Origin of the sequence: Moorena sp. SIO1F2 (assembly GCF_010672755.1) — a bacterium.
In the GTDB taxonomy this organism is placed as follows: Bacteria; Cyanobacteriota; Cyanobacteriia; order Cyanobacteriales; family Coleofasciculaceae; genus Moorena.
Genome location: NZ_JAAHFV010000034.1, coordinates 1 through 24,461 on the forward strand (window position 1 = coordinate 1; position 24,461 = coordinate 24,461).

The 24,461-nt window shown below is 43.8% G+C and carries 13 protein-coding genes; 2 read left to right on the forward strand and 11 right to left on the reverse strand.

The window, feature by feature from the left end; all coding sequences use genetic code 11:
- Together F6J94_RS06955 and F6J94_RS06960 are read right to left on the reverse strand one after the other, a co-directional pair.
- Positions 1-1,845 (reverse strand): hypothetical protein (locus tag F6J94_RS06955; RefSeq protein ID WP_293038464.1); only part of this gene is annotated, 1,845 nt, incomplete at its 3' end.
- A gap of 1,058 nt (positions 1,846-2,903) precedes the next feature.
- Positions 2,904-3,224: a hypothetical protein gene (locus tag F6J94_RS06960; protein ID WP_293038467.1), complete on the reverse strand. Its 321-nt coding sequence runs from the start codon at positions 3,222-3,224 to the stop codon at positions 2,904-2,906.
- A gap of 76 nt (positions 3,225-3,300) precedes the next feature.
- Here F6J94_RS06960 and F6J94_RS06965 point away from each other — a divergent pair, with 76 nt between their 5' ends.
- Complete coding sequence (locus F6J94_RS06965; RefSeq protein ID WP_293038470.1) at positions 3,301-3,789, forward strand: hypothetical protein; 489 nt, start codon at positions 3,301-3,303, stop codon at positions 3,787-3,789.
- A gap of 466 nt (positions 3,790-4,255) precedes the next feature.
- On the opposite strand, the gene F6J94_RS06975 is transcribed toward F6J94_RS06965, so the two are convergent.
- The 4 genes from F6J94_RS06975 to F6J94_RS06990 all read right to left on the reverse strand — a co-directional run bounded on the left by F6J94_RS06975 (position 4,256) and on the right by F6J94_RS06990 (position 7,142).
- Complete coding sequence (locus tag F6J94_RS06975) at positions 4,256-4,795, reverse strand: RICIN domain-containing protein (RefSeq protein ID WP_293038473.1); 540 nt, start codon at positions 4,793-4,795, stop codon at positions 4,256-4,258.
- 309 nt (positions 4,796-5,104) lie between these two features.
- On the reverse strand, positions 5,105-5,236 hold the full coding sequence (locus F6J94_RS06980) for a hypothetical protein (RefSeq protein WP_293038476.1): 132 nt from the start codon (positions 5,234-5,236) through the stop codon (positions 5,105-5,107).
- Positions 5,237-5,448: 212 nt separating this feature from the next.
- Positions 5,449-6,168 carry an HIRAN domain-containing protein gene (locus F6J94_RS06985; protein WP_293038479.1) on the reverse strand — a complete coding sequence of 240 codons (720 nt, stop codon included), beginning with the start codon at positions 6,166-6,168 and terminating at the stop codon, positions 5,449-5,451.
- Between the two features lie 65 nt (positions 6,169-6,233).
- Positions 6,234-7,142 (reverse strand): HipA domain-containing protein, encoded by a 909-nt coding sequence (locus tag F6J94_RS06990; protein WP_293038482.1) that lies wholly within the window; start codon positions 7,140-7,142, stop codon positions 6,234-6,236.
- A 213-nt stretch (positions 7,143-7,355) separates the two neighbouring features.
- Here F6J94_RS06990 and F6J94_RS06995 point away from each other — a divergent pair, with 213 nt between their 5' ends.
- Positions 7,356-7,478 carry a hypothetical protein gene (locus F6J94_RS06995; RefSeq protein WP_293038485.1) on the forward strand — a complete coding sequence of 41 codons (123 nt, stop codon included), beginning with the start codon at positions 7,356-7,358 and terminating at the stop codon, positions 7,476-7,478.
- A 437-nt stretch (positions 7,479-7,915) separates the two neighbouring features.
- Here the strand turns inward: F6J94_RS06995 and F6J94_RS07000 are convergent, their stop codons facing one another.
- The 5 genes from F6J94_RS07000 to F6J94_RS07020 form a co-directional block, all read right to left on the reverse strand.
- Entirely contained in the window at positions 7,916-18,925 is an 11,010-nt protein-coding gene (locus tag F6J94_RS07000; protein WP_293038488.1) for a Calx-beta domain-containing protein, read from the reverse strand.
- Between the two features lie 314 nt (positions 18,926-19,239).
- On the reverse strand, positions 19,240-19,746 hold the full coding sequence (locus F6J94_RS07005; protein WP_293038491.1) for a hypothetical protein: 507 nt from the start codon (positions 19,744-19,746) through the stop codon (positions 19,240-19,242).
- Positions 19,747-19,842: 96 nt separating this feature from the next.
- Entirely contained in the window at positions 19,843-20,385 is a 543-nt protein-coding gene (locus F6J94_RS07010) for a hypothetical protein (protein ID WP_293038494.1), read from the reverse strand.
- Positions 20,386-20,478: 93 nt separating this feature from the next.
- On the reverse strand, positions 20,479-20,649 hold the full coding sequence (locus F6J94_RS07015) for a hypothetical protein (protein ID WP_293023102.1): 171 nt from the start codon (positions 20,647-20,649) through the stop codon (positions 20,479-20,481).
- Entirely contained in the window at positions 20,639-24,457 is a 3,819-nt protein-coding gene (locus tag F6J94_RS07020) for a hypothetical protein (protein WP_293038497.1), read from the reverse strand. The genes F6J94_RS07015 and F6J94_RS07020 overlap by 11 nt, the downstream gene beginning before the upstream one ends.
- Between the last annotated feature and the right edge of the window lie 4 nt (positions 24,458-24,461).

A 24,461-nucleotide genomic window follows, 5' to 3' on the forward strand; every position in this document is an offset into this window, starting at 1 on the left:
TGTGTCAGCCAGATATTGTCCATACTGACAAGCATCTTCAATACCAGCTCTTAATCCACTGAAAACCGGATACAATTCACTTTGGCTCTGGATATGCAAATTGTCGATCAAAGGGCCTATTTCACTTCCATCTGTACCGTCTCTTAGCTCGTTGTTGCTGTCGCTGGCCGCATCCTGAATGTCCCAAATTAACCCACTCAGGAACCAGCTTTGTGTATCGCTGCGCTCTTCTGTCATGGGTCTGGTATACATATCGAATCCTTCCATGTGGTTGCCTGGATTCAACTTCCAGGTACTTTGGTCATAAACTTTACGGTAATAATGTTCCATTGCTTTGTATTCAAAGAAAGTGGCCCAGCCTTCAGCTAAAGCGATGAGCTTGCCACGAGTGAAAGATGGTTCTGAACCATCCACATATGGGTCGTTATGGTTGATGTCGTTGGCTAATTCGGAAGCAAATACTTTAGCCCACAATTGTTTACCTGCTTTTGCCGCATGTGAATAGTGAGCTGATTCATGTATGGTCAGTTGTTGAATTCTGGCGGTGTTAACCTGATTACCAACCTTTTTGTGTTTCAGTCCACTGTAAATCATGTCTGGTCTGAGGTGGCTAGGAAGAATCTCAATTGCAGATCCAGCCAAAGCATTGACTAGGACATCCCACACATTGGATGCACCGATGTTCGTAAAGGATGCTATTTGATTTAGATTCCGATACTTAAACAGCATAGGAGTTGAACCGGCACTTCTGCCGTTTTTCCATACCCAGACATTGGCATTGCTTATCGGTTCATCAACGCCTCTAGCAGTGGCATAGTCATTGTATTTAATCAAACCATTGTGAACAGTGCCTTTGTACCAAAGCCTTTCATCATTGGGTTCAATGTATTTCGTGCGACCGTTGTTACTTCTTTTGATGGTCATTAAGTGATCTGATACTTGGATGCCGAGCATTTCATTCCATGATTTTCTGATAGTGGCAATGTCGCTGCGCCATTTAGCTCGTATCCTGACTTTGCCACGGTATTTTTTCGGTGAGGAGAAATGACCCTCATTATCTGTGTCGGTGTAACGCCACCAAATGCCTCGACCAATGCTGATTCTCGCTCTTTTCAACTCGTCCCATTTGCCCGTTTCGGTATTTTTGACTTTGACATACCCATGTGGTCGATATCTGCGACCACCGAAAAGGCTTTTTTGCGTCGGGTTTTTAAACATTTCCAGTAACACATTAGGGTCATTACAGTTCATTGACCTGGGACAGTCCAGTTCTGTGTCCTGACCTGCTAAAGCTAAAGCTACTGACTCTACATCGGATTCGCTTTCTTTCGTTTCATATACATCTTCAATGATTCGGTAGGGCAATGATGCTGGAAATTTATAGCCCACTGGAATGACGGTGTAGACTGGGTGATATAGGTCTTTTTCATTGGCTGGCATGACATAAAAATCACCTTCTGTCGTAATTTCGTAATCAAGCGGATAGTCATGCAAAACCAAGATACCTTCAGCATCCAGTTTATCTAGCAATTGCAAGTGGCTTTCATTGCTGGGGGTGATTTCGATATATTGGTGAGTTGCCCGAACCGATGGAGCAGCAGTTTTCATGCTGCGGCTGTACAGGTTGAAGGCCTTTTGCATATTTGCCACGGAATAAGGATTTTGTATCTTGCGGCCAAGAACCATTTGGGTTTGACCTCCAGATTCAACCTGATTATTGGGTGGAGATTTTTCTAGTACCAGAAAATCATTTTCTGCTGATGGCAATTTAATTTGTTGAGATGAAACAGAACTGTTTGACAATAAACTGAGAATGGTTAATGCATAAATAGTGATTGTTTTCATGTTAAACATAAGCAATCCTCTTTTAGCGGCTGATTAATTAGACGCCTCAAAACTATCTATTAATGGGACTTTATACCTGAAGTAATTATCAAAAAAAATGTTCCCCTATTACTGAAAAATATTTTCTGCTGATGGTAGTTTAATTTGTTGATATGAAACAGAGCTGTTTGACAATAACCTGAAAATTTTCAATGCAAAAATAGTGATTGTTTTCATGTTAAACAACCCAAGCCTCTTTTGGCGGCTGATTAATTAGACGCCTCAAAACTATCTATTAACGGGACTTTATACCTGAAGGAATTATCAAAAAAATGTTCCCCTAGTACTGGAAAATATTTTCTGCTGATGGTAGTTTAATTTGTTGAGATTAAAATGCTTAGCAAAATGCTCAGCATTATTGACCACGACTGTAGCAATATGTTATATGTATATGTTTGTCTCTGATTCAGGCGAGAGTTCAATAGTGAAAAACTCTTCACTTTCATCAAGTACTGGTGCTGGGTTGCGAGGTACATTAGGGGGAACATCAGGAGGTACTTGTGAGTCCTTTCTATCAAGTTCCGCTGGTGCTGGGTTGTGAGGTACCTCATACTAAATCCGGTTGTGAAAGTAGCTTTATTAAAGTGGCTAAATCCTGCTTAAACACAAGCATATACCCTATACGAATAAGGGGGTGCATCTCACTTTTGTAAATGTTCGTAGCGATGCAGCGCGGTCTTGGGGGTTCCCCCCATGAGCGACTGCATCAAGACAGGGTGCGTTAGGGACGGATGCTGGTGGCGAAATATTTCTTAACAAACCAAGACGCCCCATCAGCCCTCACCCCCAGCCCCTCTCCCAACCTTGGGAGAGGGGAGCGGATTACGGCAGAATAAGGGTTTCACGAATTCGCCAGCAGCATCGGGACGGGGGAGCCATTATTGTATTGGTAGCCAGTGTTAGGACAATCCGTCCCGTAACGCACCATCTGGTCAAACGGCAAAAATGAGATGCACCCAATAAGGAATAAGGTAGGTATGTGAACCGGATTTAGTATCAGAGGGAACATCAGGGAGTACTTATGAATCCTTTCTATTATGTACTGGTGCAGCGACCTGTTCTACTTCTTGTTTGCTCTTTGGTGGAGTAGGAGCCTGAGCGGGTTCGCTTTCAATACTCTTTAGTGCTGGAGCAGGAGCCTTTGCGGGTTCGTTACTTTTTGGTACTGGAGTAGGGTTCGCCTTGGGTAAGTCAGTTTTCTGTACTTTATCTGGATGAATGTGTCGTGGGATATCGTTATCCAAACTTACCAGGAGCCCCAGTTTTTTATCTTTACTGCTGACTGTCCCAAGTTCGCCCGGTGATGCCCAGTTTTTATCCAGATTTAAAAAGGTACCCATAAGGGTGCTATCAAACCGGAGTCAGATTCAATATGATTTGAATAAATGACTTAAATCTAGATTGATATCAAAAAATATGAATAAAATAACTATTTTGTGTTCTTTTTTTGTTACTTTGCTTATGCCCACATCGGTTTTGGCGGGTATTAAAAATGTTAGGTATCTGCACCAAAATGAAAATAATACCTTCAATGTAATCTGCTTGGATGGCAGCTTAGAAACAGTTAATACTCAGGCGATTATCAATAACTCAATTTGCAACAACACTAGTAATCAAGGTCCACCTTCAAAACCGAATACACCTTCAAAAACGAAATTTATTTGTACTGGTGATAATTTTTTTGATAGGTATTATGTCACGAGGATTTCTGATGGAAAAAAGTTTGGAGACCACTCTCCTTTAAAAACTTGTAAACGAATATTGAATGGTGCAACTGATGACTTAATTTGTATTGGTGATAACTTTTTTGATAGGTATTATGTCACGAGGATTTCTGATGGGAAGAAGTTTGGGGATCACTCTCCTTTGAAAACTTGCTTACGGCTTATTAACGACAATCAATAAAAGTAATGTTTGCTTTATTGCGTCGCTGAATCTAAGTGTTAACCCCTCAAAACCCCAATTTCTGCATCGCCCTATGCTTAACCTCCTCACCCCGGCTATCATACTTAGCGGTAGTCACAGGGGAAGCATAGCCAGCTAACTTTTGGACGGTAACAATATCAATAATCATGGGGAGAAAAAGACTCCACCCCAGCCTGTTTAGCGCGCTTCTGCAAAATCAACAACACGGCCTGGGAGGGTCATCTTTCTGCTCTCTATCTGCCCCCCTTTGAGTATTAGGCACAACAGCGCCTCTGGTTGTTGTGCCTAATACTCAACCGATCATTAACAAAAGCGATGCTCTTCATCGACGTAATAAAGTGACCGCTGGCATTTTAACTAACAGCGATCACCATTTTTGTCAATCACTCTACCGGACAATGAAACAGCCCTGACCGAAAGGATAATTTCTAGCTCAAACAGTTAGTTAAAAATTAGGTATTTGCCAAAACTGTCCTGAATAATTACCACAATTAGCCATAATCGGTTTATTGTCTTGGGAATCATTAATGATATCTAAACATTTATCACTGCCCGTAAACATGGTTTTGAGGCGATAATATCCAGACTTGTTTGTTGCTTCTATTTTCCAAAATTGTCCTGAATAATTACCACAGTTAGCCATAATCGGTTTATTGTCGTTAGAATCATTAATGATATCTAAACATTTATCACTGCCCGTAAATAGGGTTTTGAGGCGATAATATCCAGACTTGTTTGTTGCTACTATTTGCCAATATTGTCCTGAATAATTACCACAGTCAGCCATAATCGGTTTATTGTCGTTAGCATCATTAATGATATCTAAACATTTATCACTGCCCGTAAACATGGTTTTGAGGCGATAATTTGTTTGTCCTTGGGCAACGTTAGTAGTACTGGCAAAAGCAAGCACAGAAGACGCAACAGCTATACCAAAAGTGAAAATTCTCTTTATATTTTTGTTAGACATGGTGGTATGAGACATTTTTTTAGTTTTAGAGAAAAATTGATCAATAATTGTGCCACAAACTCAACTTACCTGAGTTCGATATACCTAGGATCCACACTTACAGGTATGGGTTCTAGTTGATAGAGACTTTTTAACGACCTTGAACTCTAAGATAATCATCAGTTTCGATCTGAACTCTCCTATACCTTTTACTACAACGCCATTAGTAAGATTCCCGATTCTCTAGAAATATTTTTATCACAGCGGGTCAAGCCGCTATGAGTCTTGATCCCCGGTTTTAAAAGACGGGGCTTTAGACTTACAGGTTCCCTCGTAAATCGGCTCTTAACTACTTTCCTTGAGCAGGTAATAGGGAATAGGTAATAGGGAATAGGTAATAGGGAATAGGTAATAGGGAATAGGGAATAGGGAATAGGGAATAGGGAAAACAATCCTGTGTACCTGATAGTTATGCAAACCGCCGTAGCTATATATAGCAATTCTCTATGCCATGAGGTACAAAAAGATCCCCCTAAATCCCCCTTATCAAGGGGGACTTTGAGGTTGAGAAGCGTACCTCATAAATCCTATAAACGCTATAGTACCTGAATGCGAACGCGCCCCGCGTGGCCTACGGCCAATCGCATTCACGCCCACCTCCGAGTAGGTTATGATTCAAGGGGTATTAGTTACATCGGGCAAACCAAGTTTTTCGACTTTTCTTTTTCCTTAGTTAAGGGCTGATAGATCTTGTGATCATACGGCACATATCCCTCAAAACCTGAATAAGTGATCTTACACAATAACCGAGACTTGAGCGGAGAAGGAGGTAAATTTACCTTTGCTACTTTCACTTCTACTAAACTTGGATCATGCCTTAAAATGTCAAGTATATCCTGTGACAAGTAGCGGGGACAATACCCTAGGTGATAATGATCTTCTGTGGTTAACGCTAAAGCCTTATTGTCATAACAATTATGAAGCTCGTGACATAGCCACAAAGTATCACCAACTTGTAGCTGCTCTATGCGATCCATAGAACACTTTGGTAAGTGACGCAAACCATGTACTAGAAAACAAAGGTGGTATTTCCCGTCACTGTCGAGGTCTGGATAAGGAAAAACTTTAAAATTATCTGTTTGTCGATTTCCTTCGCTCCTTCCTAAAAATTCCATCAAATCAAAACTCTGGGCTGATAAGTTGAGCCGGTCTAGATGCTTTCGGTAATCTGGACGCGAGGGTGACATAACTCGGTTGGCAAAAAACGCAAACAACTCCGTGGAACAATAGGTCTTATTCCACTCTGGGAAAGACATTAGAGGCTCAAACCCAAATTTTTCTTGCGCTTCCTTTGCACCTTTTATATAAACAAATTCGTAATTTTTTCCATCAAATGTCAATCGACCCACTGGGTTCCACGATCGACTTTGATAATCTTGCCAAGCTAAAAATAAAGTTTTTAGGGAAGTGATACTCATAAATTTAATAGACAGAGCAGTCTTTTTTTGTTGGTGAGCAAAATTTTCTTAGCAAAGTCAGATGCTTCTTTTGAGATACGACAATCTGGAAATGCCTGTAAAGTTGAATTTATCTGTTGCTCTGAAATTTGCTCAAGACGGTTGAGCCACTCCTGACTAGCTTTAGGATAGTGAGTGTTAATGTATTCAAAAAGTTCAAATGTTTTCAGAGGCTTTTTTTCATTTTCGTTAAGATAAAAGGCTGACTTGCACCCATTTACGTAAGACTCTACAGACCTATGCTGGCGTTTAGTATCAGAAAGTTCACGACCCAGGCATGAGGCGTGATCGTAAGTGGGAGCTAGATAAATACCTGTTTGAGAGGTCTTAGGAAGTACAAACCCCCAATTTTCATGATGACGATCACCATTACCAATCCACGCATCTAGCAGCAAGTAGCCAACAAACAAATCTCTGGCATCTGTGAAACCATCAGGTACTGTCCAACTAGGGGGGAAGTTAACAGATTTTTCTCTAATCGCCTCCATAACCACTTCAATTGTATGTTGATAAGCCTTTTGCGTAACCAAAGCGGGATAATCAGGATTAATGCCACTAAGTACTTCATTACCATGCACTAGGGTTTCTCCCTCTCCTAAAAAATTGACTGTAATCACCCCTTTTTGTCCATCGGCGGTTTCTGCTAACTCATAGCGCGCCGCAGGTATATCTAGAAGATTGCACAACTCAAATGCCACTTTTTCTGACCAGTCTTCTCCTGTGTTTTGGCGAGGATACTTGAACAGACACTTTTTCAATTGAGAATGATAAAACCAAAATTTTTCCCTTGACCCCATTGTTTCATCTTGAGCCTGACTCTCTTGCTCCGGAGTTAAACGAATGATCTCGTACTGATTTGCTGCCACCTACAAAACGCTATTAAAACCCATTTACTCAAAGATTAAGTCACGTGATCGCCTCCTGGAGCTTTCCAGAGTTAGCCCGAATTTTCCCGCAGGGAAGGCTTAGTCTAAGGCTATCCCGATACTTGCTAGTATAGCGCTACGCGCAAGTCCGCAAGTCCGCAAGTAAGCTATGACTAAGTTTCGGAGTTTAGGAGCGATGCAGAGGTGCGACCCGTGGCGAATTTAATTCTTAATGGGTCAAACGCACCATTACGGTCTTGGGGAGGCAGCGCTGCCAAAGGGGGTTCCCCCCATGAGCGACTGCATCAAGACAATGTTAAACACCTTAATGGGTAGTGCTATATAAGCACCTACACAGAATTAATTACCTACTCCAAATCTCTGTAAGCCTTACAGGGTAAAGCTTTTAGTTTTGTCTGTGGGGCTGACTTTGAACGTAGTTATAAGGGTTTTTGGCTTGGGGGATTTCATAGCGAAAGCCCACCCACTCAGGAGCTTCAGGCAACCGAAAAATTTAGAATGAAACAGACCTGGGGTGTTAGGCGGGATTCCTCTGGCCTTAAAAGGATAAGCAATGTCGCTCATGAGTATGAGAATTGGGCGTTGCTGATTCTGGGTATGATTCCGCCTAGGGCGTGTTTTCAAAGTTTTCCGCAAGATTGAGATCCCCCCCAGCCCCCCTTAAAAAAGGGGGGAGCCATACTCAAAGTCCCCCTTATTAAGGGGGATTTAGGGGGATCGCTTTGTCCTCATCACTATAAGAATTGCTATAACTATTCCTCAATAATATCTGTAAGCAAAAGATTCAAGTTTTCCACCGTTAACAAAGGCAAGTTAGGATTCTCCGTACTACTCACATTTTCTGGGTTGGAAAAGAGACTAAAACTAAACAGATATCGTCCCCTGGTTTGATTGGGGTTTTTCTGAGTCTGCCAATTGTCAATTTCCCGGACAATATTTGTTCGCAGTTGTTGAGTCACTGCTAACATATCCGTTGAATCCCCAGACTTTTGAACCGTAAATCGAGGAGTTAGTAGAACAGGTAAGGAAGCTAACAGTTCCTCATCATTAGTGTTGCTAGCTAAAGCAAAGGCATACTGACAGCTAATCCGAATATCATAAGGACGGTTAATGATAGCTGGCAGCAAGACTTTGAATAACTCTTCGAGATGCTGTGTCAAAGTTTTACTTCTGGAATCGCCCAGGTCTGCAATATCCCAACGCTTATCATTAACAATTAGAGGAGTAATCCGATTCTTAAACCTTACTTCAGGAGTCTGGAAGATGAAAGCAGCATTAGTTTCCCTGCCATCAATCAAATTTTTATTGCGGGCGAGACGGATAGCACCCCAGGCATTTTGATAGTCCAACACATCCAAATTAGTTACAGTCACCTTACGATCTGGTAATGCGGACTCCCCAAAGGTTTCTACCCCAGTTGCATCAAGCAATTTGGTGAAATCATACTCAATTGTCGTATAAGGTACTGTGGGGGAGTTAGTAGTTACATCGTTTTGCCTGGTATCATTTAACTCATACCCTGGTAACTCAATGTCTAAGATTTGTTGATCAGCAACGGGAAGATTGTTAGTGGGAGTGATGATAACCGTTTTGGTTTCTTGGTCAGCGGATAGGTTTTCATCAATATTGTAGTGAACTGTCTGGCGAGATGCCTGTGCGATCGCAATCGGTTGCCAAATTTGCCATGACCTAGCCACGTCTTCTGCTAGAGTAGCAAAGGCATTGAGGGCAGAAGTAACCGTAGTCTGGTTGTCATCGGTTATCCCTGTTTCCAAAGCTTTGAGATCACTGGCTAGGGTTGGATATAGATTGTTAAACCGCACCAGGGTATCCAACAGTGGATCAATAGTATTAGTCGTATCGATAATTGTTCCAACACCCACTGGATCCGCAATCTCTGCATTAACTGCATTACTCAGAACAATAGTAAAGGTTTCATTATTTTCAACAACATCATCGCTGTTGACTGGCACCCGAATTTCTTTGGTGGTTTCACCGGTCGCAAATTCCAGAGTTCCGATAGTTTCAGCGTAATCTTGCCCTGCTTTTGCGGTTCCATCCTGGGTTTGAAAATCAACAGTAACAGTCTTGTCAGAGGGAGGAGATAAGGTAATAGTGAAAACTGCAAATGTTTCGTCTTTCGTTTGTTCATCTTGATTTTCTTCGGGTTCCTTCAAAGAGACATCATTAATCGTTAATTTAGAGGAACCATTGTATTCAATCCGGCATTCAATGGTATCTTGAGCCACATCGGGATGTTCATAGAGGAAAACATAATTCCAGTCTCGAATATCCTCAGCACTGAGAATATCACCAGCAAAACTGTCGGGGTCAGGAATTGCTGTATGGGAAATCAGAGAAGGAGGAAGGGGAAAATCTCGCAAAGGAATGGGAATTTGAACATCTCCAATTTGATTAGGCTCATCGTTGAGAGGTTGAATAAAATTGAGCCAAGAGGAGGTGGAATTGGTAGTATTAATATTGTATTCCAACTCATTAACCTGATAGTTCAGATTAACCGCAATATCTTCGTAACGCTGAGGCGTTTGGGTATTGAAGAAGAAGGTCAGGGTAGACTTACCATTGTTGGCATCGCTCAGGGAAATTTTAGCTGGAGATAAGGTGAAATCTATCGATTGAAGCAGAGTTTGCTTTTCTGCGTCAGAACTAGTGGAGTTGGGTGTACTTTCAAGATTGGTGTAATAAGCCCCGCTCATCACTGGTTGCCCAGATAAACGAGGAATATCTTGACCAGACCATTGATAGCCATCAGCGATCGCTACATCCACGTTATATTGAACAATGGTTTCAATGTCGTAAGCATCTGCTAAATTTGTTAGCAATTCCTTTTGGAGTGCTGCCACTGCTAAGGTTTGGCGAGTAGTATACTCTGAGGAATTTGTATCCACAGAAGTATCCAATACATGGGTCACATTGTTACTAATCGAATTTGCCAAACTTGCTTTGACATCTAAAATCCGCCCAAGCTCACCCTTTAAGGTGGTATCATTCACCGCAGGGATAGCTGTTTCCGGTTTCAGGATATCTTCAATAGCACGTAAATACTTACGGGCTAAACCATTCAGGTCTACAGCATCCACTCGCACGGTTTCTGTTGAGGTTTGGTCAAGTCCATTTTGTTGGGTGTAGCTGTAAAGGCTTACTTCCCCTGACATTAAGGTATTGCTCAAAGGCGCAGCAGAAAAGAAGTAGGGGAAATCCTCTTTGATATCGTAACTAATCCCCGTATCCCCCAGATGAACTGCCCACAGGGTATCGCTGTTTTGAGGATTAGCATTATCAATATTCCCAGCATTCCGCCCCACTGCTAGCTTTAAGTTAGGTAGTGCTTGCTCAAAAGCCTTGGCAAAGGGGTCAAGGGAGGCCAGGCGTTGGCTAAACTCAGCATTTTCATCATCTGAGGAGCTGGTCAGCACAACGGTTTTGGGGGCAAAATAGGCTGATACTACCTCAGCTTCAGGCACATAGCCTGGATGCATCAAATCCTTGTTGCGTCGCATTTCCAGCTGTACGGTGACCGAGAATAGTAACTCCGTGGGATACAGAAGACTATTATTGTTATCTCGGATGGTGAGATCAACCGTTGTGCTAGCTACTGCTGGGGGAACAATCCAATTCTGTAAGGGCTCAATCAGACCCGATTCATTTTGGAGCGCCTCTGCTACTTCTGCCACAGTCAGGGGCGATCGCTTTTCTAACAGATCCACCGCTGTTTTCAGACAACTGAAGTCATACATGCGATGAATAATGTCCAATGATGTCTGTAAGGTTGTGATCAATACCTGATCATCGGGTTGACCATGGGCAGTTTCGATATTAGCGATCGCGTAGCGTGACCTTTGGTCAATCGCATCCGGCACATCCAAGGTTTCAGGTTGGCTATGAACCGTTGATGGCTCGAATTGGGGTTTAAGGTTACCTTGAGCATCCAACAGTGTTGCTTTCAAGATACTCAAGGAAGATTGACTATCATTGGGATCAAGTAAAGCCCGTAACGCAATGCGATTTGCCCCTGCTAAGTTCTCCAGTTGTTCATAAATAGCATTCACAGCCCCAATGCTTTGCTGGGTTTGACTGGCTTCGGCATCAATAGTATTTTTGAAATTAACCAGGGTTTGCGCCCATCGAGAGGTGAGAGTGTAGAAGGTTTCATCGGTTCCGGTCTGGATAGTTTGACTATCGATAGTGTAGAAGGTTTCCTCGGTTCCGGTCTCGATAGTTTGACTGATGAAAGCCGCTAACCGTTCTAAGTCGCTATTTACCGTATCGTCACTGTTGTAACTAATCTTAGTCAGGGATGCCAAAACCGGACGGACATCGATAGCAGTATTGCCACTCAAGAGTCCTGCCAGGGTTTGGTTAGCGATCGCTACTGCTGCTGGGGTAATTTCCGTTCCCATGGTACTGGTTAAGGTACTCAGGGATGTGGTTTGAGCTGTGGATTGTACCACTGCTAGAGAGTTGGCGTTCTGTGCAGAAGAGGTATCCAGGGTAAAGCGATCCGGAATGTAGAGGGTTGCCCCGGACTCTAAGGCTAAAGTAGGAGTTTGAAGGGCAATATCCCCTGCTGTGGTTTGATCGGTAATAATTTGACTATCATGGGCAGCAGCAATAGCAATCATTTGGTCAAAGCTATCCCCACTGGTGACAGTGTAGTTAAACAGCACGTCAGCCAGGATTACATCCTCCGTACCAAATAACCCAGTCATATCGCTGACAGCACCAGCAACCACAGCTAATTGACTAGCGATCGCAGACTCAGTCAGAATATCACTGATATTGCCCACCGCTTGTACCGTTTCCAACACCGTGCGATGAAGGTTGGTTTGTAGATGAAGCTGCTGAGTTAGGTAAGCAAGGGTGTTCCCTTCGGGCAGAATTGCCTCAGCAATGGTATACTCCAGGGCACCCACTTCAGCAACAATGCCCGATTTCAGCACATCGATAGCGCGAGCATCAGTAGTGGCGACAAACTGGTTAAGGGCAATGTGATATAGACTATCCTGATCCTGGATGGTGTAATCAAGGCTAATCTCGGGGATTGTTATTGTGGAACCTGCCACCAGTAAATCCTGGCGTTGGGCATTGGCAGTAATGACCGTTTCAGTAGTTTCTATCCTAGACGTATTGGGGAATGCCGTAGCGATCGCACTCCAGGTCTTGTCAGTAATAATCTTGATGTCTACATTAAACGGAGTTGGTGAAGCTTCATCTTTCTTGGTCACCGTGACCGTTAATGTTGTGTCCGTGGGGAAAATTTCCAGATTACGAATGGCCTCAACCACATCCTGGGATTCTGCTAACAGACGGTCTCGAAGAGTGCCCAAAGTTTCGCCATCCTGGGTTGTGCTATCCAAGGCTGAAACCGTAACCCCTGCCAGCAATACCGTCGATTCATTCTCTGCAATAATCTCATTGATCCGGTCGGTCAGGATCTGGTCAAACTCCCGATCCAGGTCAGCATTTTCCAGCTGCAATACCCCATAGGCAATTTCTTCTAGGGTGGCATTTAGGGTAACGTAATTGTTGACGTGGGGTGCTTCTAGACCGTTGATCAGGACACCATTGGTTAAAGTTTCGGTCGTATCTAACCCTTGAGCAATGGTTTGTAGGAGGGTTTCGATCAGGTGGTCTTCCTCTAGGGCGAGTTGTGCGATCGCAATTGACTCGAAGGTATCCCCATCTTGAACGGTATAGCTTACGAAATGATTAGCGGTATCAGTGTAAGAAATAATCCCACCGACCGCTAATAAATCCGCCGTTTTTGCATATTTAGTGACAATTTCCTCAACTTTGTCACTTTCAGTGCCGTAATCTTTGTTGAGCTTAGTTGCGATCGCATTTAAGCTGTTGGTTGGCTCAACCCGAATACCTACAGGAATCTGAATATTAAGAGGACAGAAAATACCACTGACTGCACTATTACTATCCCCTAAATCTCCAATATCACACCCATACTGATTGGCAACCCATTCCAGGTCTTGACCGTTACCAGCAACTGTATAGGCAAATTCCTGGAGATATTCCAAAGTGACCAAATACTTATAGACATTATCCACAAAGTCCGTGAAGGCGGCACGCTGGGAATCAGTCAACTCCTGGTCACTGCTGGGAATCACCGATGTACTCACCGTAAAGGTTAAGTTTGAGTCATGAACCTGATAGTAAATTTGTTGATAAGTAGCGCGGTCAGTTTTAATCTTATCCAGTGCCTCAGTGAAAAGATTCCCAGGAGTGGGAATATATTTAGATTGGTCTAACACCAACTCCAGAATCAAATTAGCAGTCTTATCATCCTTGCTGGTAATCCTATAGCTTTCACCCACCGAGGGCCATTGATTGATTCCCAAAATCGGGTCGAAATAACCTAATTTTTGGCTAATACCTTCTGCAAAGTCCCCATCACTTCCCAAACGATTCCCATAGATATCTTGCCAGCGAAAATCCAACTTAAAGGTATCTCCAATACCGTAATAGGGATTGAGGGTATCCTTGAGAATTTCCGGTAATGCTTGGGATTCTGTGTGGGCGGCGGTAGTTAAAGCATAAACCGGCAAGACTTTTTCATAGACCCATGTTTTATGTTTTTTATTATCCTCATCTTCTTCAATCGGTCCGATCGGTAGACGGTCTTGCCCGGTTTTAAAGTCAGCTTCAATTGTACTGGGCAGCTGATAACTTAAAAGCTGATAGAGGTTTTGAATCTCATCGGTAGCAGTATTATTGTCTACAGGTTCAATGGAGTCACGGGTCAGTCTAAAACCAAGATTTCCCGCCGGAATCCTTAACACATTAGTTGTTTGACTACTAGTGGCAAAAATTTCGCTGACAACAGCCCTTAGTGTAATACTTTGGGAATGATCAGATGGAATATTAAGGCAGTTGTGATAGCTAGCGGCAGTACTGCTAAAGGTCATTAACAGAGTGACCTGAGCCGTTTCCCCATCAGCAAACAGAGAGTCTGGTAAGCCCTTTTGCTCATCGTTTTCTGTATAGCTATAGTTGAGGTAATAGCCTTCACTATTTACAACAGTGCTTTCCTGTACCAGTCTTAGGAATGGTAGGAAGGTCGTAGACACGTCTAGTGTCACCGTAGGATTATCCCCAGAATCTAGGGATAAATTCGTCTTCAGCATCAAGACTTCAGCACTGCCATTACGGGTCAGAACTTTCGATTCACCACTGTCATCACTGTCATCCAAATACAACAAGGTCAAGGTTGTAGGAGTTACGTTTGCGGTCAGAATATCTTGCAGCAATTGCCGACTAGCCGTTTCAATCCGTTCAATAGCGTATACCGTGGCCAAAAATCCGCTCCCATCTGAGGTCGAGACTTGGCGGATTTCCAATGTTAATTTAGTTGCCCAAGTATATCCTGCTTCAATCTCCGCAGTATCTAAAGTTTCCCCATCTTGAACTGGCTGCTGATTGTAGAAAAGGGTTAAGCTTGTCTGATCAGACTTAGACTTGAGATAATCACATAAACCGGAAGGAAGTTCCCACAGCAGATTATTGCTAGTTGCATTAATAGATTCATTCCAGTAAGTTTTCTGGCGAATGGTGTATTGCTGGTTCGTGGGATTGTAAAACTCCAGCAGTGTTGGAGGAGTTGTGGGCAAAATTCCACTGGTTTCTGCCTCATCAAGCTGCTTAATAAGCGTAATGGTGTTGTAGGGAGGATCACTATCCGGGAAAGGGTAATTGAGTTCACAGGTTAACGTTTCACTATCACTGGTCTGACTAGTTTCACTATCACTGGTCTGACTTTGATAATCAATTAGTCGAATCCAAGTCAAGGTATCTAGTTTAAATAACCGGATTTCATTGGGGCTAATCGTTACCGTCTCACTATCCCCGTCTGTTGCGGGAGGGGTGCGCGTGACTGTGACAGTAAATTGTTGTCCTGTAGCAAGATAAGCAGCTTGTTGTTGTCCATTAATGGTTGTAGTGCTACCTGTAAGGATGGGTAATCGCAATCCATGCAACAAGAATCGTGAGGTCATTCCCGCTAAGGATTGGAACGACTCACCACCATTGAAATGATTGAGTAAGTCAATCAGAGTAATCGTACCATTGGCATCAACCCCATCTTTTTTATCCCTAACATGATCGATGCCAAGCTGCACGACAGAACGAATAATTAAGGTGAAGTAGTCAATAAATAAAAGTTCAGCGATCGCTAAATCTGCGGATGCATCGTTGGTCGGTATTTGTCCCAGCACTTCTTCTGTGCTCTGGTTATGGTTATAGTTGGAGGATTGAAAATAATTTTGAATCGCCTTGATTTGAGCGGGAGAATATTTCGTACTATCAAAATCAACGATATTGGGCTGCTTATTGGGATCATTCTCATCAGCACCATCCTTTAGTTCCATCTGAAGTTGAGGAAACATCGGGAAAATGGTACCACTAATTTCCGTATTATCGATGGGGCGGTCGGTGATATCAAATATAAAATTCCTAGACAAGAATCGAATCAGGGGTGCCCAAAAATCATCCGCCGGTTCTTCCTCTAAGTAGTTAACGAATAGGGTATAAACATCTTCTAACAATTCCAACGTTAAGACTTGAGCATCAACATTGACAGAACTTGTGTTGATATTTAAAGCATTACGCTCACTATCTGATAAATAAGCATAAATCACCCATTTGAATAGGGCTTTAACTAACTCATCAAAGTCCGTATCATTATCATTGGTAGAGTTATCATCTAGAGGAATCGAGTTTTCCATAAACAATAACCCGATACCACTGACTTCTGTTTCGGTCTTAGTATCTGTTTCGGTCTTAGTAAAGGACGGTTGAAAATAAATATCGAGGCGAAGCTTGCCGTCTTTTACAGTTTCCGTGCGCACGTCTCCGGGCAGTGCTAGCTGAATTCCCGTTGTGCCATCATCCCATCGCAATGACCGTCCACCAGATGTTTGGGTAGTGACATTTGTAGTAGTAGTATTTGTAGTAGTAGCATTTGTAGTAGTTACATTTGTAACTGTTCTTGTGCTACTAATGGTCTGGGCTTTAGCAAAACCAAAGCGATTAGCCCTACCATTTTTTTTGATTCGATAGGGACGCACGGTTTGAGCACGGGCAGTAAATACCGGCACAGTGGCTGCCATGGCTCCCCCAGAACCAGCAGCGAGTTGCCAGGGTGGTGTGCTATCTGAACCGAGGACAAATTGCTCCCGCACGGTCAAGTTAAACTTAAATCTGATCCGGACAAAGGCAATCTTGATCGATGCTCTGACAGAAACCGTAGCCACCAGAGCCACCTGAATAGCTTTGTATACCTCCACCACAAACAGCACCGCAACTTTAACCAGGACTTCTACATCAACCTGAATCACTTTAAAGTCCACGACACCATAGATCCGACCAACAATGGCTACACCACCCTGAATCCGGTAATAGGTGGCCTTTTTCTCATTAGTATCGGTGGGATTATAGGTAGCAAACACCCCTTGCAAAAGGCCATGGATGGTAATGCTGAATTCCGCGCGCAGAGGACCTTTCTTGATAATTTTCCCCAACCCGACCTGTAAGCCAATGCCAAATTCCAATACCGGGTCAAAGGTGCCACTAACAATGTCGGGAACACTGGTGGCTGTTTCTGCACTCAGTTTATTGAAATAGAAGCCCCCTAATCCTAAAAAGATGCCCACATTAACGGCAATGGATCTGGAAAAGTCACCACCCCAAGGGAAGCCCACATCGATACCAAAGTCTCCATTGGTATAGATTTCAATGGCAACCACTGGCAGGGTAATATGAACAGCGCCAAAGTCGATATAGCGCATGGTGTCCGGTAAAACCAGCTCACTGCGATAGACCCCGACAGTATCACTAATGCGGCGATAGAGGATTTCAAATTCAAATCCAGCAAAACTCTGTACTGGGGGTCCCGACAAGCTAATGCGCAGCCCGTAGATAAAGGGATCGTTGAAAATTACACTGATCTCAATGGCACCCAAAATCACAAATTGGGCACCAATTAACCACCCACTCTCTGCACTAAACTGAATGGGCTGACCTGAAAATTGAATCGGTTGAGTGGGGTCAGAACTTACGGCTGAGGGTAAGGACTGTAGCAGAGCTGTGAGGGGATTTTGCCGCCGTTTAATGGGAGGAAGGGGTACCAAGGTTTGGCGCATCACCGTGGTGAATTGCTCAATAGTACGAGCTTGTTGCACAATTTCTGGTGCGAAGGCAACCCGTTGTCCCAAAGCCAGGAACTTCAGCTCGAAGATCGGGGCTTTAGTGCTGGGCACTTCTGGGGGATTTTCATTGACTGGGTCCCACTGAACTCGCTTTTTGGGTTGTCCAGGAATACTTAAGTCTACTGCGATCGCTATTTTTTTATTGGATGCTGTTCTAGCATTATTTTGTTGGGTACTGACCTGAGATGACTTAGTCCCAAACTGGTAAGACAACCCCACATTGGATACCTTAGCAATCAAGACATTCAAGGTCGCCTTGTAGGAAATGGTGATGGATTTATTAGTTAGGTCTATCTCCAGACTAAACTTATCTAGCGCTATTTCTTGTTTAGCAAATTCATCCCAGGGTGGGTCGAGTTCAAAGTCAGTAATGCTGGAGTCATATACACTGACAATATAGGCAATCAGGTCACCAATAGTGGGATTATTGTTGCCATTGATCAAACTAACGCTAAACCGCAACAGTTTACGATTATTGATATTGGTGTACACTGCGCTCAACAACAGGGTACTGATTTGGAGTTGGAAAATTAACTCACCGGTACGATTTGCCAGGGCTTTGGATGAACGACCAGAGCTAGAGGTGCTACCGGTTTGGCTAAAGGTATAGATAACCGAGAGTTGTAAGGTATCGAAAAAGGGAATCGAGGCTTTGACCGTTCCTGCGATCGCGCCTTTCAGGGTCGTAGAGGTTCCCCCTGGTTTATTACTCGACCTTTTAGTAATTTGAATCGCTGCTTGGATTTGCAGGGTTTCTTCCCCTGGCACTAAGGAAATGCCAGTATCCCAATCCATGGATCCGGTGAAGGTATAGCGGGATTCGACGATTTGGGTATTACTGTCTTGATAGCGAGTTTGTTGTAGCGCAAATGCCAGGGAAACTACTAAATCCCGCAACCCATACTCATCGAGCTTATCCTGGGAAAATCCAAAAGCTTTGATGACTTCGGTAATACTAATATTTTCAGCAGTGGCAGAAAATCCCCACTGACTGGCAATATTTCCATTTTTTGAGGAAAATTGATGGGCGACCTTAACCGCAAATTCGCCCCCAAATAACTCAAACAGCCCCTCAAATGACAGTTTTCGCTGCTGGGAGAGGGATTCTGCCGTATTCTGTTGAGTGCCATTGGTTGAGCCAGAAGATTTGACCGACGACACTGACAGAGCAAGCTGTTCGATCGATAAGGTTGGCCCCGAATCGAGGGTAATCGACCAGGCCCCTCCCCCAGTAACAGACCCAATAGCAGCCTCAAAGGAAAATGCCCCTTTATCCGGTCGCAATTCCACCGCCATTTTGGTAATGGCTAAGTTCTGAATCGAGTCTGGTGCATCTAATTCTGGAATCAGTTCTTCCAAAAGCGCCACGACATAAAGTCGCTGTCCAGCAATCATACCGCCCCGATAAACCGTTACGTTGCGGTCTTCAATTTTCTCCAGGATCAAATTGACAGTTTCACCAGCAACGGTTAGCTCTGAGACCAGACCAAAGCTAACACTGGTTGTTCTTTGCACTATTGCAGTCATGGCTCGATTCAGAAAAGATTACTAGGCAAGAATGGAATTATCGAAAGTCAGTGGTCAGCGGTCAGCGATCAGCGGTCAGCATTCAGCTATCAGCTTAAAATAAACTTCGGGAGAATTTATAGCGTTTCTCGCAGTTATGAGGTACGCTTCTCAACCTCAAAGTCCCCCTTATTAAGGGGGATTTAGGGGGATCTCTTTGTACCTTATGGGATATATAATTGCTATAATTCAGATGAAATATTCAAAAGCTGATAGCTGACCGCTGATAGCTGATAACTGTTCGCGTAGCGTGCGCGTAGCGCATAAGCTGATCGCTATTCTTCATTACTAACTTTGAAATAGATCCCCCTTAATTTGAGGTCTAATCCATCAATTAATTTACCGGCATCATCTTGCCATTCTGCTGATAGTCCAACAGTGTAAGCTGTCTTGTCTTTGGCTACTGTTCCATTTGTGGCAGCACCGGGTATTCTGACATGAAATTCATCCACATATAAACCTGCTTCTAGAAGGAGATTAGCAGCATTCTGTAAGACAGTTATATCGGGCAAGACATCCGGATCGATCGCTCCTTCTTTCAGTGTGCCACCTGATTGGGCAGCCTCGTCTGCGGTCACTATAAAATCAGCCTCGACACCTAGAGTCCCGATAATACTACCAAGAGAGGTACCTACTGTCCCTAAATAGACTCTCTCCCCTGCCGGAAGTTCAACTTCAATTCCCTTTTCTTTAATTTCATTAATAGCATTTTTAGGTTCTAAGGAAATTGTCTTTCCAGCCAGTTCTAGAGAAACACCAAAAAATACTTTAGTCTCTGCCATTTTTTCGCTCCTTGTTCAATCTAATAAAATCAAAAAATGTCAGTAAAATTAAAACACTATTACTTACCAAGTATAACTTATAAAAGTTCGATTGGTTTATAGTTGATCGAGCTTAACTTCAGCTTCCGGGGGAACTACTGATTCTTCTGGAATCTTTGTTGTTGATAGATTATCATCAGCCACAGGATTTCCATTTTCGTCTACGAAGGTTAACCCTTTTTTAACAATCACACCATTGGGATAATCATCGGATTGAGGTACCGAAAATACGGTGACTTTAATCCCCCTCCTATCTTCAGGTTCCGGGATAGGTTGGAAGACATCAATCTTCAACTTCATTGCTAGTTCAGGAGCAACGTCTTGGTTGGTTAGGAAACTAAAATCTTTAATATCAAAGGGAAAATCCTCGGCAAAATTGAAGGGAAACTGATCATCAATTGATCCAGTAGCCGTATAACAAGGATCCGGTGATGTACCTTCCGTAACAGTAATTGGTTTTGCCCACATATCAGATAATGGATGATTGTCAGATAAGGTGATGGGCAATTCTTCAGTAATGCTATAGGTATTCTGTACTTCCTCCATAAAGGTTGGGATATCGTTAATATCTTGATAATTGGGGATTTTCTGCTCTGCCATCGTATCTCCTGTTTATCTAAATTAAATTAAACCTATTGGTTAGTGGCTTTGTAAGCCGTCAGCCGTCAGCCGTCAGCCGTCAGCTTATTTTATTCAAAAGCCAACTAGCGTGGCACAGGCTTCTAGCCTGTGACCTAACCTATAAGCTGATAGCTGATAGCTGATAGCTGATAGCTGATAGCTGATAGCTGACGTTGCTTTTAATAGTTGGACATTAACCTTTGGTGGGGGACGCACCACCAGATAGCTGTAGTTATTTAGCATAAGCAGCATACCAACCAACGGCATCATTACTATCAGTGGCATCAGGATTGCCAAAGATAACAATTTCGGTTTGTCCATTGGGGGGAAATGAGAGGACAAAAAACTTAAGAGCAACCTTCTTGATTTTTAACAAGTAAGCTGTACCAGAAGCGCTAGTCGAATCAACTAGTAATTCCACCGTCTTGAAGGACAGCTTCAGTACACTTTGGAGAGGAAAACCCAGTACATCCCCACCAATTCCCGGTAGCCTCAATCCCACAAAGGTTGTTGCTCCCTCCTGGGAACCATCCTGATTCGGTTCCCAGATAATCAACAGATTAACCACAAACTGAGCCGATCCCGACAATGCCCCCAAACTGCCCAAATTAAACTCGAAGTTAAAACCAAAGCCACTGTTGGGCATAGAACCACTGCCCAAGGGAGTTTTAACCGTAAGATACCCTTTAGGCTTGTTATCGGGTTGAGCAGGGTCGAGATAAACGAAGTTAGTCAGCTTGAGGGGAAATTTGCTGTAGAGACTATGGGGGCGGGCTTTACTGCGAGCGAAATCAAAGGCAATTTGGCTGGGATCCACACTAAAGGTGATATCCTGGGTACCATTGGTATGCTTGCAGTTCATCACAATACTCAGCTTTGAAAACTGGAGGAATTGTTCGTTATTAGCTAGCTCATCCAGTTTTTGCTGCAACTCCGCTGATGCTTGATTGAGAGTATCAATCCCTACCTGATAATCGTCTTCCAGGGCACGGGCACTGCGGTTGACCAGGTTGCTGGCAGTTAACACTTCATCGGACAGGGAAGTATCTGACCCAAAGGATAATCCATCAAAGGCCTCTAGGTCACGGAAATTGAGACGGCCCCAGAGGGTAAATCGTCCAATGGTGAGTGTAGTATCATTGCCTGGGGGATCTGTGGAAAAAGTGGCCTTAACGATGTCAACATTATTGAGAATATGACTATCGGGTAGGGCAAAATAGTTCTCGCCGCTAAAGCTAAAGCCATAGGTAATCACCCCATTGTGTTCTTCCGTAAAGCCCTGGAGAATGACGATATTCCGTCCTGAGCGGCTATTGAGTAATTGGGTGGCTTCGTCAAAGAGTTTATCTAGGGTAAGATTGACTTCACTGGAAAATGCGGTAATTTGAGAATTTTGGAACTGCACCCGTAAGTTGGCCACCTGGAAGGCATAGCCCGATGGACCAGTTTCTGGCACGGAGTTGTCTTCATAGTCCAGCAATCCAAACAAAGAAGACTGTTCCGCTACCAATTGCCCATTTTGGGGCAAAATCGGGGTGCCGTTACTTCCAACATACTGAGCGTAGAAATTATCCCGGTCTTGTATGCCACATTCTAGGGCTTTCAAGTCTGGAGGCATTCCTGTCCCGACCGGGAGCTTAACATTTAACGCGATCATCCCTGACCAAAAGGTGCTGCTGCCAACCCGGGCTAGAGGGGCAGCATTATCCCGGTCTTTTTCAGCAGCATTGGGGTCGTTGGCGGTTGCAATCGCATTTTCAAAGAATGTCACTAAGCGATCGCGCACTGCTTTAATCTCTTTGACCCGTTCCTCGGCATCCGTTGCCGTCCCGACAAATACCTCCGGTTGTTCCCACAGGGCGGTATCCTTGAGAATATCAATCAGGGGCTTATCTAGGAACTTAAACAGTAAGACCGTATCAGTATCCCCTGTGCCCTGTCGCCAATTGTCTGGATTGAGATCAAAGGTCCACCCTTGAATAGTCAGTTGATTATTCTGAAAATGCTCTTTGATAACTTGAGGAGGTTCATTGGTATCAAAGGTTTTGAGGGAACTCGGGTCAGTTATCACCAGGAACATCTGACTGGACTGGAAAGCTGAACGGAGGGATGAACCCCGTTCTAGGTCCTGCAAACTCACATCCTTCTTTTCGGTATCCTTCGCCAGTAATAGGCTATTGAGGGTTTGATAATCAGAGGAATAGGTTGCCAGCAATCCTTGGGGAGTTGTACCGGTGATGGTTTCGGCTGTTGAGCTAGTAGCAGCAGCAGCCATGGCCTCAGCTTCAGGGGTAGCTGATCTACTCAAGGCACTGAATGCTTGCGGACTAGATGTCCCTATCCCCCCTAGTATTCCTTGAGGTTCACCGCTAAGTTGAGTAGTGTCTGTTTCAGCAACAATTCTAATTTTTTGGCGGCGCTGGGGATTGAGGATTTGTTCCTCCATTTGCTGATAGTGAGCCAGGGTTCCACTTACTCCACCATAGGGAAACAAGGGTAAATACTCTCCCCTTGGCAGTCCTGTAAAGGGAACCTCCAAAAACCTGAGGGGATCATCAGTTGGGTCTTGGTTTCCATCCTGAAACGTTGATGCTCGATACAGCAAGGACTGCTTGGGTTGGGAAAAATAGACCGGTAAATTCGTTACTTGGTCATATTCAATATATCCCCAAGCTGTAGTTGTTCCCGATTCTAGACGCTGCCCAGCTTCATTGGTATCTACAATTTGCTCAGGAACGAAATCCGGCGCAAAGGTCGGTTTTCCAGCTTCCAGATGCAGAATATTAACCTGTTGACTCGACAGTTGAATGTATTCAATCCCCGCTAATCCACACAAGAAGTTATCTTCATCTCGTATCGAAAAGTCCTTTCCACTGGGGATAGGGGTACTCTCGTAATTGGGAACCGAGAGAGTATATTTCCCTTGGGGGACTAGATACAAGGGTGAACCAAAGATGCTAGAATTCTGCCCTGGACGCTCTGCAAAGATTAGCCGACTGTCCCCATGACCATGGGGAGTGACATGGATGGAATATCCCAAATTGGTGCGATAACAAGAAGGCAAGGATAAATCCGAAATAGTAGAGTTTCCTGGCTCTACAAAGGCAAAGTAAGTGCGATCGCCATTCAATGGTTGGAGGGGATCTAGGGCGCTATATAAGGTCAGATTTTGGCTACCATCCCCCTGCTTAGAATAATGGGAAGCAGCATCCCTATCTTCCCCCAGAAAAGGATATCGATGGCTAGAAATCAGGAATTCCTGGTCGCTATTCAATCCTGCAAAACCAGACAAGGGGTCACTCGGGTCTAGTAAGGAGTTTGCGGATTTGAAAAACATCCGCAGGGTAACATCCAGATAGACCAGTTCCTCAAAGGAGGCGGTGCCAGGAGATCGGTTTTGCAAGGTCAGGGCAAAGCTCAGGCAACCGGCCAACTCTCCACTAAAGGGTAATGCGATCGCTTCCCCTGCTTCATTGACCTCAATACCTTTGAGTTGATGAGCACCATAACCTGTGGACAAATAAAACGGGTCAGTTTTCGGTAATTCAGTTTCCGGTGATTCAGTCCCGGTGTTAGGGAGGTTGTGTACAGACGGATCCAGGGCAAACACAAACCCGTCTTTAGTTCCATTCAACTGACAAACTACACCACTAGCGATCGCTAATTCATAGTTGCGGAAATTAAAAAAGGTCAGTCGCTCTACGGTATCTGTTGGAGACAGGGTTAGGGCATGAAATCGCCAGCGAGAGACTAACTCCTCTGGGTTATCAATCCACAAAAACCGAGTATTGCGTACCGAAGGTGTAATCAGAAATTCAGCAATGCGGTCACTCAATACCGAAGGATCTATGGCATTATTCCCCTCTGGAGCAGCTTTGATAAATAGATATATTCCCGTCTTTATTGTCCAAGTTTCTTCCAGGGAAACAGTTTGGGAATCTGCTATCGCTCCCCCATTCACCCAAAACCCAATGCTATAGGGCAGGGTAGGGTTAACGGATTCAGATAAAAAGTAGAGCGCCTGTGCTGTTGATTGGGTAAAGGTAGTCATCTGC

What these genes read in the sequence shown, in the direction of transcription:
- F6J94_RS06960 (WP_293038467.1), bottom strand. Translation starts at nt 3,224, where the DNA reads ATGGGTACCTTTTTAAATCTGGATAAAAACTGGGCATCACCGGGCGAA.
- F6J94_RS06965 (WP_293038470.1), top strand. Translation starts at nt 3,301, where the DNA reads ATGAATAAAATAACTATTTTGTGTTCTTTTTTTGTTACTTTGCTTATG.
- F6J94_RS06975 (WP_293038473.1), bottom strand. Translation starts at nt 4,795, where the DNA reads ATGTCTCATACCACCATGTCTAACAAAAATATAAAGAGAATTTTCACT.
- F6J94_RS07000 (WP_293038488.1), bottom strand. Translation starts at nt 18,925, where the DNA reads ATGACTGCAATAGTGCAAAGAACAACCAGTGTTAGCTTTGGTCTGGTC.
- F6J94_RS07005 (WP_293038491.1), bottom strand. Translation starts at nt 19,746, where the DNA reads ATGGCAGAGACTAAAGTATTTTTTGGTGTTTCTCTAGAACTGGCTGGA.
- F6J94_RS07010 (WP_293038494.1), bottom strand. Translation starts at nt 20,385, where the DNA reads ATGGCAGAGCAGAAAATCCCCAATTATCAAGATATTAACGATATCCCA.
- F6J94_RS07015 (WP_293023102.1), bottom strand. Translation starts at nt 20,649, where the DNA reads ATGCTAAATAACTACAGCTATCTGGTGGTGCGTCCCCCACCAAAGGTT.
- F6J94_RS07020 (WP_293038497.1), bottom strand. Translation starts at nt 24,457, where the DNA reads ATGACTACCTTTACCCAATCAACAGCACAGGCGCTCTACTTTTTATCT.